Origin of the sequence: Bacillus sp. FSL M7-0307 (genome assembly GCF_038627835.1) — a bacterium.
Lineage (GTDB): Bacteria > Bacillota > Bacilli > Bacillales > Bacillaceae > Bacillus > Bacillus altitudinis.
Window position 1 is genome coordinate 2,476,879 of sequence record NZ_CP152023.1, and the last position, 15,198, is coordinate 2,492,076.

Below are 15,198 nucleotides of genomic sequence, written 5' to 3' on the forward strand. Positions count from 1 at the left end.
TCATTATTGAAACCAATGAAAGGTTGATAAGCTACCAAGCAGAAAATAATTGATCATCAGCACAAGAAATGAAGCGACATTCCAACGCGCCACGATTTTGCCTTGCATATTTCTCACCAGTCTAATGTATAAGTAAAAGCCATATAAAAACAGCATAATAAACGAACCGAGCACCTTTGCATCTGTCCAGTACAACGTATCATACGAAATATATGCCCATATAATGCCAAGAATCAAACTAAGCAAGAGCATCGGTACGCCAATAATATTTAAGACATACGCCATATGATCAAGCTTTGATAAGTCTTCAATTCTCAAAAGCCATTTTCCCCATTTTTTCTTTTTCAGCAAACGATATTGAAATAGATAGAGTAGTGAAAAAGCAAATGAAAGTGAAAAAGCGCCATATGATAAAATGGCCATCGTAATATGAATGACGAGCAGCTCACTCGTCAGCTTTCCCGTCAGTTCGGCAGAATGAAGATCGGATGGTGTAAAGGTGTGAATCGCCATCATGGAAAAACCAATTACATTTGTAAAAAAGACAATAAATTCAACGCGTAATACTTTTGTCAAAACGAGTGACAATGTCACAAGCACCCACGTATAAAAATATAACCCCTCTGCTACATTCAACACAGGGAATCGGTCTGTTTCCATCATAATATAAAACATGTAGACTGTTTGCAGCAGCCAGACAATAGAAAGCAACCAGAAAGCCATTTTTCCAGCCTTCCGGTTGTGTTGAAGAAAATCTATGAAATAGAACAAGACACTGAGTGCATAGATCAAGATCGTCGCTTCGCCTAGTCTCGCTACAATGGATTCCATCATCGCCTAATCACTCACTGGCAACTGTAGCAAGGCCTTGTGCCATATTTGATTTGAACAGCTGAAATGCCCCTTGCTCCACCTGCATCGGCTCTGCCTTTTGCTCTTCATCTTCAACCTGTAAATCAAAGATTTCTTTAAAGAGTAAAAGTTTTTCCTCTGCATTCGGCTCCCCGGCAATTTCTTTGGCCTTTAAGATAGGATCTTTCAGCATTTGATTGATGATGCTTTTCGTATGTTTATTTAACAGCTTCATTTCACGATTTGTGAGGTTTGGAAGCTTTCGTTCGATGCTTTGCATCGTATCCGCTTGAATTGAGAGTGCTTTTTCTCTTAAAGCAGAAATCACAGGAACCACTCCGAGCGTATTAAGCCATTGCTTAAATTCCACAATTTCAGCTTCGATGAGAAGCTCCACCTCTTCAGCTACTGCACGTCGCTCTTTCAGGTTGGCTGCCACAATACCCTCAAGGTCATCAATGTCATACAAAAAAGCACCTTCTACTTCAGAAATAGCTGGATCTAAATCACGCGGTACTGCAATATCCACCATGAATAGAGGTCTGCCTTTTCTCTGTTTGTTCGCTTTTTCGACCATTTCTTTTGTAATCACAAATTGTTTAGCCCCAGTAGAGCTAATTAAAATATCCGCTTCAGATAATGTCTTTTCTAATTGATTCAAGCTCTTAGGCTCTCCTGAAAAACGGCCTGCCAGTTCTTTGGCCTTTTCGAACGTTCGATTGATGACTGTTACCTGGCCAATCCCTTGACCTTGAAGGTTTTGAGCCGCCAGCTCGCCCATTTTACCCGCACCAAGAATAAGGACATGCTTATCAGAAAGACGTCCAAAGATTTTTTTGGCAAGTTCCACTGCCGCATAGCTGACAGATACAGCATTAGACGCAATATCTGTTTCCGCATGAGAGCGCTTCGCAACTGTTACCGCCTGCTTAAATAAATAATTGAAAACGGTACCAATGGTCTTCTCCTCTTGAGCAACTTTAAAGCTTGAGCGCACTTGACCGAGTATTTGTGTTTCACCAATGACCATAGAATCAAGTCCACAGGCAACCCGGAATAAATGCTCAACCGCTCCATCATTTTCATAAAACTTCAAATATGGAGAGACATCTTCTTTTTCTAAACCGAACCAATCTGCTAAAAATCTTTTTATATAAAACCGACCAGTATGAAGCTGATCTACAACTGCGTAGATCTCTGTTCGATTACATGTTGAGATGACGATATTCTCTAGAATGCTTTTTTCTTCTTTAAGCTTGGACATCGCTGTTCCGAGCTCGCTCGGTTCAAAGCTCAGCTGTTCCCGTATCTCAACAGGGGCTGTTTTATAATCTAAACCCACAACAAGAATATGCATAACTTCAGCTTGCACCCCCAACGCCCTGTCTAATTTATAATAATTACAATATAGAATTTATTATTTATAATGATTATAACATATATTCATTTTTAACTGGATAAAAATTGTGAACAGATTTCAAAAATGTTGTGATATAGTAGAAAAATGTTCGACATCGAATGCCATATCATCACTTCAAGCAATTTACCAGATTTGGCGCGTGCGGACAAATGATCTGCTTATAAGAAGGTGACATCTTTGAAGAAGAAATCTATTTTGCTGCCGCTCACTTTGCTGGCTGTAGCGCTATATGCCATTCTCTCAGGAGATCAATTTGACATTTGGAAAGATCAGGAGAAATGGTATACACTTGTACTGCTTTTTGGCCTTGCTTTCTTATATCAAGGAAAGAAGGAACAGGAAACCTCTCATGTGTTTATCGGTATGCTCATGACAGGCCTTGCGCTACACTTTATCCTTCAGCCGAAATTAGAACACTGGCCAGATACATTTACGATGATTGTGTTCATCATCGGCCTCGCACTTTTGATGAAATCATCACAGAAAAAGGAATATCGAATAGAAAGTGTTGTTCTCATTGCACTCGGTCTATTCCTTTATTTCTTTCAACAAATTACGAAGCAACTTAGCACACTTTCCATCCCTACTTCCGGTTTTGAATTGTACTGGCCATATGTATTGATTGCTGTCAGTCTCCTCTTATTATTTTTAAAAAGGAAATAACTTATACAATAAAAAGGCATCTGCATATAGCAGATGCCTTTTTTTAGCTGTTAATCTTCGCAAGGATCGCATTCCAGGCTTCGTCTTTTCCCTTTTTTGTTTCAGAAGAGAAAAGGATTAGTTCATCTGAAGGGTCAATGTCGAGTGTCTGTTTGACGACTTTCGCATGCTTTTCCCATTTGCCTTTTGGAATTTTATCGGCCTTTGTCGCAATAATGATCACAGGAACTCCATAATATTTAAGAAATTCATACATGTTCACATCATCTGCGGATGGCTTATGACGCAGATCCACAATTTGAACGACTGCTTTTAACTCTTCACGCATTGTAATATACGTTTCGATCATTCTCCCCCATGCTTCGCGCTCTGTTTTTGATACTTTGGCAAAGCCATAACCTGGGACGTCCACAAAATGGAGCATATCATTAATAATGTAAAAATTAAGCGTCTGGGTCTTTCCTGGTTTAGAAGACGTACGCGCTAAATTTTTCCGATTAATCAATGAGTTAATGAACGAGGACTTTCCAACATTTGATCGTCCAGCAAGTGCGATCTCAGGCAGTCCCCCGCTCGGGTACTGCTCTGGTTTCACCGCACTAATGACGATATCTGATTTTGTTACTTTCATCTTCCCTCTCCTACTAACGCTTTCTCAAGCACCTCATCTAAATGTGAAACCGGAATAAAAGTTAATCCTTCTCTCACACTTTCAGGAATATCATCAATATCCTTCTCATTGTCCTTTGGAAGAATAATCGTTTTCAGTCCTGCACGATGTGCGCCTAATGCTTTTTCTTTTAATCCGCCAATCGGAAGCACTCTTCCTCTTAACGTAATTTCTCCTGTCATGCCAACCTCTTTTGAAACAGGACGTCCTGTGAGTGCTGATACAAGAGCCGTCGCAATGGTAATACCAGCTGATGGCCCGTCCTTTGGAACCGCACCCTCTGGAACATGGATATGAATATCGTGCTTTTCATTAAATTGAGGATCAATGTTCAGTTCATCTGCTTTTGAACGGATATAACTGAATGCCGCCTGCGCAGATTCTCTCATGACATCACCGAGCTTACCTGTTAGCAAAAGCTTGCCTTTACCCGGCGAGAGTGAGACCTCGATGGACAAGGTGTCTCCGCCAACTGTAGTATATGCAAGGCCTGTGACAACGCCGACCTGATCGGTCGTTTCCGCCTGACCATAACGGTAAAGTCTTTTTCCGAGGAATTCAGATAAGTTCTTTTCCGTCACTGTGATGCGTTTGCGGTCTTCAGCCACAATTGCTCTTGCCGCTTTTCGGCAAATCGCCGCAAGCTGACGCTCTAACCCGCGGACTCCTGCTTCTCTCGTGTAATAGCGAATCATATCGTAAATCGCTGATTCACGAAGCTGCAAGTTCCCTTTCTTTAATCCGTGCTCCTTTAGCTGCTTCGGCAGAAGGTGATCTTTCACAATTTCTGCTTTTTCAACTTCCGTATACCCTGCAATCGTGATAATCTCCATTCTATCACGAAGTGGACCTGGAATGGTTGCTAAATTGTTGGCAGTTGCGATAAATAACACTTGAGACAAATCAAATGTCTCTTCAATATAATGATCGCTAAAGTTATGATTTTGCTCTGGATCTAACACTTCAAGCATCGCAGAAGACGGATCTCCTCTAAAGTCAGAAGACATTTTATCAATTTCATCTAAAAGAAAGACCGGATTCATCGTGCCCGCCTTGCTCATCCCGCGAATGATACGGCCCGGCATCGCACCTACATAGGTTCTTCGATGACCACGAATCTCAGATTCATCACGTACACCGCCAAGAGAGATACGGATAAACTTTCGATCGAGTGATTTAGCAATGGATTTTGCAAGTGACGTCTTCCCTACCCCAGGAGGTCCTGCCAAGCAAAGAATCGGTCCCTTTAATGAATTTGTTAGTTTTTGAACAGCAAGATATTCGAGTACCCGCTCTTTTACTTTTTCAAGCCCGTGGTGCTCGTCATCTAAAATTTCGCTTGCAAGCTTTAAATCTAGACGATCTTCTGTATATGTGCCCCACGGCAGATTGATCAGCCAATCAATATAATTGCGAATGACAGAACTCTCAGCAGAGCTTGAAGGGATTTTTTCATAACGGTTCAGTTCTTTTAAAGCCGTTTCACGAACGGAATCTGGCATGCCGGACTCTTCAATTTTAGCCATAAGCGTACTGACTTCGCCTGTTTTCCCCTCTTTGTCTCCAAGCTCTTTTTGAATAGCTTTCATTTGTTCGCGCAAATAATATTCTTTTTGCGTTCGCTCCATTGAACGTTTGACACGCTGGCCAATTTTCTTTTCAATCTCTAGCACTTCTTTTTCATTGTGAATGAGACTGATGACCCGGTTCAACCGTTTTTTGACATCGACTGTTTCCAGCACTTCTTGCTTGTCTTTTAATTTCAAAGGCAGGTGGGAAGCGACGATATCCGCCATTCTTCCAGGTTCTTCAATATCCGTCACCGTTGCATATGTTTCAGCTGAGATTTTTTTTGAAATTTTTATGTACTGATCAAAGTGATCTAACAAAGTGCGCATGAGTGCTTCTGCTTCTGCGTCCTTTAATTCTTCTTCTGTCAACTCTTTAATATCGACTGACGTATAGTCTTCTAGCTCCATGTAGGATTCGATCTGCGCTCGATTTAAGCCTTCGACGAGCACTCGGATCGTTCCATTTGGCAGCTTCAGCATTTGTTTAATTTTTGTGTAGGTGCCGACTTTGAAAATTTCCTCTTCACCTGGTTCATCTATTGAAATTTCCCGCTGTGTTGCTAGAAAAATCATATGATCGTTCATCATGGCCTGTTCTAATGCTTGAACAGACTTTTCGCGCCCAACGTCCAAATGCAAGACCATTGTTGGATAAACAAGCAAGCCTCGCAGCGGAAGGAGCGGAACATTCTTTTTGATTTCATCTGCCATGTTGATAGACACCTCCGTCACTAGTATGAATCATTATAATATACCTGTTTCAGTCTTGTACAATGTAAAAGACTTGAGAAATGATGATCTTACCGTAGTATACCCTTTCTTTTTATCTTGAAAAAGAAAAAAAGATCTATTTCACTAAAAAATCCCCATATGAGATGGGGATTAAACAGATTTCCTTTTCATTTCTTCTTCTAGTCCATCTTTCTTCTCATCTGGCGGATTGACCAAACACTGATCCAGCACTTCTTGGAAGTGCTTCACAGGCACAATCGTAACCCCTTCAATCTCTTTTAAGATCGACTGCTGATTGTCATAAGGGATGATCACTGTTTTGACACCTGCTTGTTTGGCTGCCTTGATTTTTGGTATGACACCGCCGATCGGCTTCACCTGACCTTGTAATCCAATCTCACCGGTCATCGCCGTTAAATGATCAATCGGGATTTGATGAATGGCTGAGAAAATGGCTGTGGCCATCGCAATTCCAGCAGACGGCCCATCAATCGGGGCACCCGCCGGAAAATTAATGTGGATATCATATTCATTTGTTCGTATGCCTAAGTTTCGAAGCACGGTTAATACATTTTCAACTGAGCCCTTCGCCATACTTTTCCGTCTGATCGATTTAGACTGATTGCCGATGCTTTCTTCTTCCGCAATACCTGTAATATTGATACTGCCTTTTTCAAGCGCTTTACAAATGTTCACTTCAATTTCAAGCAGAGCCCCGCTGTTCGGTCCATACACGGCAAGACCATTTACTACTCCTACCTTTGGCTTTTCCGGTACTTTTTGTTCATATCTTGGTGTCAGCTGGCTTGAATGAATGACCCATTCTACATCGGCGATCGTAATATCTTTTCGGTTTTCAGTGACAGCCATACCTGCGGCGATCTGTACCATGTTGACCGCTTCACGTCCATTTTTCACATAAGATGTTAACAGGTTCAGTCCTTCGTCACTTAATTCCTTCTGTATTTTCTCGACTGCTTTAGCTGCAACAATTTTCAGCTCATGCTGATCCAAATCCTTGAAGAAAATCTCCAAACATCTTGATCGAATAGCCGGCGGAATTTCGTCCGGTGTTCTTGTCGTGGCGCCAATCAGTCGAAAATCAGCGGGCAACCCATTTTGAAAAATATCATGGATGTGATTCGGGATCTGCGTATTTTCTTCACTGTAATAAGCACTATCTAAAAACACTTTTCGATCTTCTAGCACTTTGAGCATTTTGTTCATTTGAATCGGATGCAGTTCTCCAATTTCATCGATAAAGAGAACGCCGCCATGAGCATGTGTGACGGCTCCTTGTTTCGGCTGCGGAATGCCTGCCTGTCCCATGGCCCCTGCTCCTTGATAAATGGGATCATGTACGGAACCAATCAAGGGGTCTGCGATGCCTCGTTCATCAAATCTTGCCGTTGTGGCATCAAGTTCAACAAATACTGCATCTTTTTTAAATGGTGAATCAGCGTGACGCTTCGCCTCTTCCATTACTAGACGAGCAGCAGCTGTTTTTCCAACACCAGGCGGCCCGTAGACGATGACATGTTGCGGGTTCGGTCCACACAAGGCAGCTTTAAGTGCACGTATACCGTCTTCCTGCCCTACAATATCTTGAAACCCCTTTGGCCGGACTCTCTCTGATAAAGGTTCACTCAGTTTAATGGATCGCATCTTTCTGAGTGCTTCCATTTCTTTCTTTGATTCTTTGTCGATCGTCACCTTTTGTGTGCGCTGATTTTTCAGTAAGTTCCAAAAGTACAACCCGATGACGATACCAAAGAACAGTTGTATGAATAATACGATTCCTGTCCAGCTCAATCGGTGCTCCCTCCTTCATCTATCGTTATGTATTGGTTTCTGTCTGCTAGTATTTCCTAGAGCTGGACGGAATAAACACAACTTCCACGATAAATAAAAAACTCCTGAATCAAACGATTCAGGAGTCATCAAACGGGCTTATGCCGATGTTTTTGTATCTTTATTCACGACTGTACCGTCTTTTAAGACAAGACGAGGCGGCTCACCATCAGCAACCGTTTCACCAGTAATGACACATTTCTCAATATCATCACGAGATGGAAGATCAAACATCACATCAAGCATGATGCCTTCAATGATGGAGCGAAGACCACGAGCTCCTGTTTTACGCTCAATTGCTTTTTTCGCAATTTCGCTAAGAGCATCTTCTTCAAACTCAAGCTCAACATCATCAAGCTCAAGCATTTTTGTATATTGCTTAACGAGCGCATTTTTAGGCTTCGTCAAGATTTCTACAAGTGCTTTTTCATCTAACGGCTCTAGGCTTGCAATAACCGGAAGACGACCGATGAATTCTGGGATTAAACCGAAGCGAAGTAAGTCTTCTGGCAGAACTTTTGATAGAAGGACTTCTTTTTCAAGATCTTCAACTTTATTTTCCGCACCGAATCCAATGACTTTTTGACCTAGGCGGCGTTTAATGATTTGCTCAATGCCGTCAAAGGCTCCACCACAAATGAAGAGGATATTTGTTGTATCAATTTGAATGAATTCTTGATGAGGATGCTTACGTCCACCTTGAGGCGGTACACTAGCGACCGTTCCTTCAAGAATTTTCAAAAGGGCTTGCTGTACACCTTCCCCAGATACATCACGAGTGATAGAAGGGTTTTCTGATTTTCTTGCTACTTTATCGATCTCATCAATGTAGATAATGCCTTTTTCAGCTTTTTCTACATCATAATCTGCTGCTTGGATCAGCTTTAGTAAAATATTCTCTACGTCTTCCCCAACGTAACCTGCTTCCGTTAAAGACGTCGCATCTGCAATCGCAAATGGAACATTTAAAATACGTGCAAGCGTTTGAGCAAGTAATGTTTTACCGCTTCCTGTTGGACCAATCATAGAAATGTTACTTTTCGAAAGCTCAACATCATCAATCTTACTGTTGGAATTAATCCGCTTGTAATGGTTATAAACCGCTACAGCTAAGGATTTCTTCGCATTCTCTTGTCCGATGACATATTCATCAAGAATTTCCCGGATTTCATGAGGTTTCGGAACATCCTTGAATTCAACTTCTTCCTCAGTACCGAGCTCTTCTTCAACTATTTCCGTGCAAAGCTCGATACATTCATCACATATATATACGCCAGGTCCTGCGACCAGTTTACGCACTTGATCTTGCGTTTTTCCGCAAAACGAGCATTTTAATTGACCTTTTTCCTCGTTGAATTTAAACATTCTTTCACCCCTTATTCTTCTTCACTTGCCTGTAGCTAACAGTCAGCTACCCTTCTGGGTCCAGTATGTATGCATTTTACCATACTTTCCTAAAAGACGGTAATGATGTGTTTGTAACACTGCACATTGAGATATGTATGACAGAAAGATGCGACTTACACTATCGTTTCCAAAAGAAGCGATGATAAGTCAAAAATTGTACAAAACAAGGCACGAGTCACTCGCGCCCTGTTTTATTATTATGCACCATATTAACGGTTTTCTACAAGAAAATCAATTGCTTTACGAACTTTTAAATCTTCTTTCATTGCTTCAGTAGAACCGATCGCTTGTTTGATATTTTCAACTGGCATGTTGTATGCTTCAGCCATTTTTGAAAGTTCTTCTTCCACTTCTTCATCAGACACTTGTAGGTCTTCTGCAGCAGCAATTGCTTCAAGAGTAAGATTAGATTTTACGCGTTTAGCAGCATCTTCTTTCATTTGCTCTTTTAGCGCATCTTCATCTTGTCCAGAGAACTGGAAGTAAAGCTCAAGGTTCATCCCTTGCATTTGAAGACGTTGTTCGAATTCTTTCATCATACGGTCTAGCTCAGTGTCAACCATCGCTTGAGGAACGTCAACTTCCGCATTTTCAGAAGCTTTTGCTACTAGCTCTTCACGAAGTTTGCCTTCTGCTTCGTTTTCTTTTGCTTCTTCAAGACGTTTCTTCGTTTTTTCAGTTAATTCAGCAATCGTTTCAACTTCTTCATCAACATCTTTAGCGAACTCATCGTCAAGTGCTGGAAGTTCTTTTGCTTTGATTTCATGAATTTTCACTTTGAATACAGCTGGTTTACCTGCAAGGTCTTCAGCATGATATTCTTCTGGGAATGTCACTTCAACGTCTTTTTCTGCACCTGCTTCAAGACCAACCAATTGCTCTTCGAAACCAGGGATGAATGAACCAGAACCTACTTCAAGAGAGTAGTTCTCAGCTTTTCCGCCTTCGAATGCTTCTCCATCAACGAATCCTTCGAAATCTAGAACAACTGTATCGCCGTTTTCGATTGCGCCTTCTTCTTTGACAACAAGCTCAGCTTGACGGTTTTGCATAGCTTTTAACTCTTCTTGGACATCTTCATCAGATACAGATGTGTCGTCTTTTTCTACGTTAAGACCTTTGTAGTCACCAAGTTTTACTTCTGGCTTCACTGTTACTTTTGCAGTGAAGATTAAGCTTTCGCCTTTTTCGATTTTCTCAACATCGATTTCAGGGCGGTCAACCGGCTCGATACCAGCTTCGTCGATTGCTTTTGGATATTCAACTGGAAGAAGAATATCTAGTGCATCTTGATAAAGAGATTCTACTCCAAAACGCTGCTCGAAAAGACCACGTGGTACTTTCCCTTTACGGAATCCAGGGATTGATACTTGCTTAACTACTTTCTTAAATGCATCATCAAGTGCTTTGTTAAATGTTTCAGCGTCAACTTCTACTGTTAAGACACCTTCGTTACCTTCTTGTTTTTCCCATTTTACTGACATGTGTGTTTCCCTCCAAAAATCTATTCAGATTGTGCGTTGTTACATTCTAAAGCATCATAAAGACTTCGTCCAATCAAAAACCACGCACTCCGCTAAAGAAGCGGTCTTATGTATACAACATTTGACTTGATTATACATAACGTCTTTCAACCGTTGGAATCTTACAACCGCACGATATATGCACAAATACAACCATTATATTATAACATAACAAGTCCGTCTTTCAACTAAATCGACAAATTACAAATAAGAAATTTCTTCAATATCTTTCAGCATTGTACAAGCTTCTCTCAGCTCTCGTTCGTTAAAATCATACAATAAATGCAATTCTTCGAGGTCAATCTCGATTCCATGCATTTCATAGCCGACTTTATGAAGTGCCGCAGCCCAAAGATTCGGATCCGTATATTTAGGAAGAAATGGATATAGCACAAATAAGTGCCGGCGCCATAACTCTTCAACCCCTTGGTAAAGGGTTGGGTTCTCATTGCCGAGTGTGTCATCGAGCTTTCGAAGGACTTGCTGAAGCAGTGGCATTTGCTCTGGCTTGACAGCCTCAGAAGGAACAAGCGTTAAAGAATCACCGAACTTCGTCACATGAACCGGCTTTGCCACATCATGATCTGACAGAAGTTGCAGGATCAATGATTTGACCAAAGGGTTTCCATCAGGCTTTTGTAGGATCGTATTTAATAGACCCATATGCGGCGTGATGTTTCGGTCTTTCAGCGAATGGATGAACTGCACCTGCTCTTCTGGCCGCTCGAGCATTTCATCTATATTGATTTCTCCGCTGCCTTCCTCGTCTTCGTCTAAAATCTCTTCTGGTGATTCAATCATCTTTCTGCTAAATTCAAGCAGCTTATAAAAATGCTCCGCGCTTTCTGCTGGAAGGTGATTTTCTTCAAGGACAGCCTCAATTGTTTGTTTGACTTCCTCGTACTCTTTCAGCTGAATTAAGATGGTCATATACACTTGAAGCACAGTGAAATAGTGTCCATATCCTTCATGTAGCATCTTTTCACATACTCGCTTTGCATCCTGCAGCTCACCAAGCTCTAGAAAACAAATCGCCATACCGAGATGAATATCGGATTCTTCATCGTCATCATACGATTTCGCTTCTGAAAATAAGTGAAGCGCCTCTTGATACTGTTTATCTTTTAATGCTGCCATTCCTTTTTCAATCAGTCTTTCTTTCAGACCAGGAAACAAAATGACATTATCTTTCTTCTTGTCATGTTTCATGCTTACGTTCCTTTCGGGCGCATATTTTTTATCAGTTTACCAACGAAGGTTAGTAAACACAAGTAACGAGAGGTTTTCATGCAAAAAAGAAGCCGTCACACCACGGGGACGGCTTCTCGTTGTTTATGCACGCAGCCAGCTGCTACGTTTCTCTTCAAATGCCTGAATCTCATCTTCTAGTAACAATGTTAATGAAATCTCATCATAGCCATTCAGGAGCATTTCTCTCCAGTGTGGATCTACATCGAAAGGAGTAACATTCCCTTCATGGTCTTGAATCTGTTGTTTTTCCAGATCAACTGTCATTTCATATCCTTTGTTTTCATATGATGCAGCAAACGTTTTCCACACATCATAATCAAGGCGGATTGGAAGCATCCCATTTTTAAAACAGTTTTGATGAAAAATATCGGCGAAAGATGGGGCAATGACAATTTTGAAGCCATAATCATCAAGTGCCCAAGGCGCATGTTCCCTTGATGATCCGCAGCCAAAGTTTTCGCCTGCGATCAAAATAGAGGCTCCTTCATAAATCGGCTGATTGAGTTCAAAATCTGGATTCGGACTGCCATCTGCTAAATATCGCCAGTCAAAAAAGGCAAATCGGCCATATCCTGTTCGTTCGATTCTTTTCAAAAACTGTTTCGGAATGATTTGATCTGTATCTACATTAATACGGTTAAGCACAGCGGCTTTTCCTTTATGAGTGACTAAAGGCTCCATCTATGACACAACTCCTTACACGACTGTTTTCTCTTGATTAAACTTCCTGACATCGACAAATCGGCCATGTATGGCAGCCATTGCAGCCATTGCCGGGCTGACTAGATGCGTTCTTGCACCCTTCCCTTGACGTCCCTCAAAGTTACGGTTTGATGTAGATGCACAGCGTTCACCTTCTGGGACCACATCGTTATTCATACTGAGGCACATACTACAGCCAGATTCTCTCCATTCAAATCCTGCTTCTAGGAAAATTTCATGAAGACCTTCTTCTTCTGCTTGCAGTTTGACACTTTGTGAGCCAGGAACCACAATCGCTCTGACATGATCAGCTACTTTTTGTCCTTCAATCATAGAAGCGGCTTGGCGTAAATCAGTCATTCTTGAGTTCGTACATGAGCCAATAAACACATGCTCAATCGTAATATCTTCAATACGCTGATGCGGGTGAACCCCCATGTATTCATAAGCACGCTTTGCTTCTTTTTGGTCATCTTCTTGTGCAAAATCTTCAGGTCCTGGAATTGCTGCATCCACAGGGAGCACCATTCCTGGGTTAATTCCCCACGTGACCATTGGTGAAATATGATTTCCATCTAAAACAATGGTTTTATCATAGGTCGCACCCGGATCTGTTCTTAGTTCTTTCCATTCTTTGATCGCTGCTTCGAAATCTTCACCCTGCGGTGCGTATTTGCGTCCGCGGCAATATTCAAAGGTCACTTCATCAGGTGCGATCAACCCTGCTCTTGCGCCTGCTTCAATTGACATATTACAAACGGTCATCCGCTCATCCATTGACATGTTTCTGAATACTTCCCCAGTGTATTCAATGACATAACCTGAACCGAACTTCACGCCATGTGCGCCAATGACTGCTAAAATGACATCTTTGGCTGTTACCCCTTTTTGAAGCGTTCCGTCTACTCTAATTTCTAGTGTCTTCGGACGCTGCTGCCAAAGTGTTTGTGTGGAAAGCACATGCTCAACCTCACTTGTGCCAATCCCAAAGGCAAGTGCACCAAATGCGCCATGAGTAGATGTATGACTATCTCCACACACGATTGTTTTCCCCGGAAGTGTTAAACCAAGCTCTGGTCCAACGACATGAACGATTCCTTGGTCTACACTGTGAAGGTCAGCTAGACGGACCCCGAATTCAGCACAGTTGCGCTCTAGAGCACTGACTTGCTTCTTCGCAATCTCATCTTTGATCACAAATCGATTCACAGTCGGAATGTTGTGATCCATCGTCGCAAATGTGTTTTGTGGTCTTCGCACCTTGCGCCCTTTTTGTCTTAATCCTTCAAATGCTTGAGGTGACGTCACCTCATGCACCAAGTGCAGATCAATATATAAAAGGTCTGGTTTTCCCTCGCCATTTTTGACAACATGCTGATCCCATATTTTTTCGATGATTGTTCGAGGCATAACCCTTTTTCCTCCCTCTACCTAATTCAACAAGATTTCTATTTATACAATTGATTTCGTACGTTGTTTGAGTGCATCTACAACGGCTTTCGTGATATCATCAGTCGTTTCATACGTTCCCTCTTTTGATGCTAGGTCCTTTGTTCGTTTGCCAGAGGCAAGAACGGCTTCCACAGCTGCTTCAATTGCAGCCGCTTCTTCTTCTAAAGCAAAGGATGTTCTAAGCAAGCTGGCTGCTGACAATATAGTAGCCAGAGGGTTTGCGACATTTTGCCCCGCAATATCGGGTGCTGAACCATGAATCGGCTCATATAAATGAAGGCCGGTGCTTGATAAACTAGCAGATGGCAGCATGCCGAGTGAGCCAGTAATCATAGATGCTTCGTCACTTAAAATGTCACCAAACATATTCTCTGTCACGATGACATCAAATTGAGCGGGCTTATAAATAAGCTGCATCGCGGCATTATCGACGAGCATGTGCTCATATGCGACATCTGGATATTGGGATGCAACTTCTTCTACCGCATCCCGCCATAATTTACTCGAAGCGAGAACATTCGCTTTATCCACAGACGTTACTTTTTTCCGTCTCGTTAACGCCATGTCGAACGCTTCTTTTAATACACGAACAATCTCTTCCTTTGTATAAAGAAGTGTATCAACCGCAGCTTCTTTTCCTTCATCATCCGTGTAGCGCTCACTTGGTTCGCCAAAGTAGAGGCCTCCAGTTAATTCACGAACGATGACAAAATCTACTCCGCTAATGTGATCTTGTTTTAACGGTGAAGCCTCACTCAAGCTATCAAATACTTTGACAGGGCGGATGTTCGCAAATAAGTCCAGCTGCTTGCGAATGGAGAGCAAGCCTTTTTCTGGGCGAAGCTCTGGTGGGTTTTGATCCCACTTTGGTCCGCCAACGGCTCCTAATAAAATCGCATCTGCGCTTTTGCACACTTCTACTGTTTCTTTAGGGAGCGGATTGTTTTTTTCATCTATCGCTATACCGCCAATGAGAGCTGTTTCGAATTCAAATTCGTGTTGAAATTGATCCGCTGTCTCTTTCAGAACAGCGACGGCTGATGTGACGACTTCCGGTCCGATTCCATCGCCGGGCAAAAGTGCAATTTTCTTTTTCATGAGTCC

12 protein-coding genes are annotated in these 15,198 nt (G+C 41.9%); 1 reads left to right on the forward strand and 11 read right to left on the reverse strand.

From position 1 onward, the window contains the following. Positions 1 to 3: 3 nt before the first annotated feature. Both MHI41_RS12700 and hemA read right to left on the reverse strand, forming a co-directional pair. A complete protein-coding gene (locus tag MHI41_RS12700) occupies positions 4 to 834 on the reverse strand; it encodes a cytochrome c biogenesis protein (protein ID WP_008342830.1) in 831 nt (276 codons plus the stop codon). A gap of 7 nt (positions 835 to 841) precedes the next feature. Continuing rightward, complete coding sequence (gene hemA / locus MHI41_RS12705; protein ID WP_008342832.1) at positions 842 to 2,209, reverse strand: glutamyl-tRNA reductase; 1,368 nt, start codon at positions 2,207 to 2,209, stop codon at positions 842 to 844. Between the two features lie 240 nt (positions 2,210 to 2,449). Between hemA and MHI41_RS12710 the strand changes: the two genes are divergently transcribed. Then, positions 2,450 to 2,935, forward strand: a complete 486-nt coding sequence (locus MHI41_RS12710) for a hypothetical protein (RefSeq protein WP_017358144.1) — start codon at positions 2,450 to 2,452, stop codon at positions 2,933 to 2,935. Between the two features lie 43 nt (positions 2,936 to 2,978). On the opposite strand, the gene yihA is transcribed toward MHI41_RS12710, so the two are convergent. From yihA to leuB, 9 genes are all read right to left on the reverse strand, one after another. Next, complete coding sequence (yihA, locus tag MHI41_RS12715) at positions 2,979 to 3,566, reverse strand: ribosome biogenesis GTP-binding protein YihA/YsxC (RefSeq protein ID WP_007501562.1); 588 nt, start codon at positions 3,564 to 3,566, stop codon at positions 2,979 to 2,981. Then, positions 3,563 to 5,887: an endopeptidase La gene (lon, locus tag MHI41_RS12720; RefSeq protein ID WP_268448758.1), complete on the reverse strand. Its 2,325-nt coding sequence runs from the start codon at positions 5,885 to 5,887 to the stop codon at positions 3,563 to 3,565. The genes yihA and lon overlap by 4 nt, the downstream gene beginning before the upstream one ends. 171 nt (positions 5,888 to 6,058) lie before the next feature. After that, a complete protein-coding gene (gene lonB, locus MHI41_RS12725; RefSeq protein WP_007501566.1) occupies positions 6,059 to 7,720 on the reverse strand; it encodes an ATP-dependent protease LonB in 1,662 nt (553 codons plus the stop codon). Positions 7,721 to 7,858: 138 nt separating this feature from the next. After that, positions 7,859 to 9,124 carry an ATP-dependent protease ATP-binding subunit ClpX gene (gene clpX, locus MHI41_RS12730; protein ID WP_060781248.1) on the reverse strand — a complete coding sequence of 422 codons (1,266 nt, stop codon included), beginning with the start codon at positions 9,122 to 9,124 and terminating at the stop codon, positions 7,859 to 7,861. Positions 9,125 to 9,375: 251 nt separating this feature from the next. Beyond that, positions 9,376 to 10,650: a trigger factor gene (tig, locus tag MHI41_RS12735; protein WP_017358146.1), complete on the reverse strand. Its 1,275-nt coding sequence runs from the start codon at positions 10,648 to 10,650 to the stop codon at positions 9,376 to 9,378. Positions 10,651 to 10,890: 240 nt separating this feature from the next. Next, positions 10,891 to 11,898, reverse strand: coding sequence for a DNA damage checkpoint antagonist DdcA (gene ddcA / locus MHI41_RS12740; protein WP_008342841.1), 1,008 nt, complete (start codon positions 11,896 to 11,898; stop codon positions 10,891 to 10,893). A gap of 123 nt (positions 11,899 to 12,021) precedes the next feature. Next, positions 12,022 to 12,621 (reverse strand): 3-isopropylmalate dehydratase small subunit, encoded by a 600-nt coding sequence (gene leuD / locus MHI41_RS12745; RefSeq protein ID WP_008342843.1) that lies wholly within the window; start codon positions 12,619 to 12,621, stop codon positions 12,022 to 12,024. A 15-nt stretch (positions 12,622 to 12,636) separates the two neighbouring features. Continuing rightward, complete coding sequence (leuC, locus tag MHI41_RS12750) at positions 12,637 to 14,052, reverse strand: 3-isopropylmalate dehydratase large subunit (protein ID WP_007501575.1); 1,416 nt, start codon at positions 14,050 to 14,052, stop codon at positions 12,637 to 12,639. Positions 14,053 to 14,094: 42 nt separating this feature from the next. Then, a complete protein-coding gene (gene leuB / locus MHI41_RS12755; protein ID WP_019744119.1) occupies positions 14,095 to 15,192 on the reverse strand; it encodes a 3-isopropylmalate dehydrogenase in 1,098 nt (365 codons plus the stop codon). Positions 15,193 to 15,198: the final 6 nt, after the last annotated feature.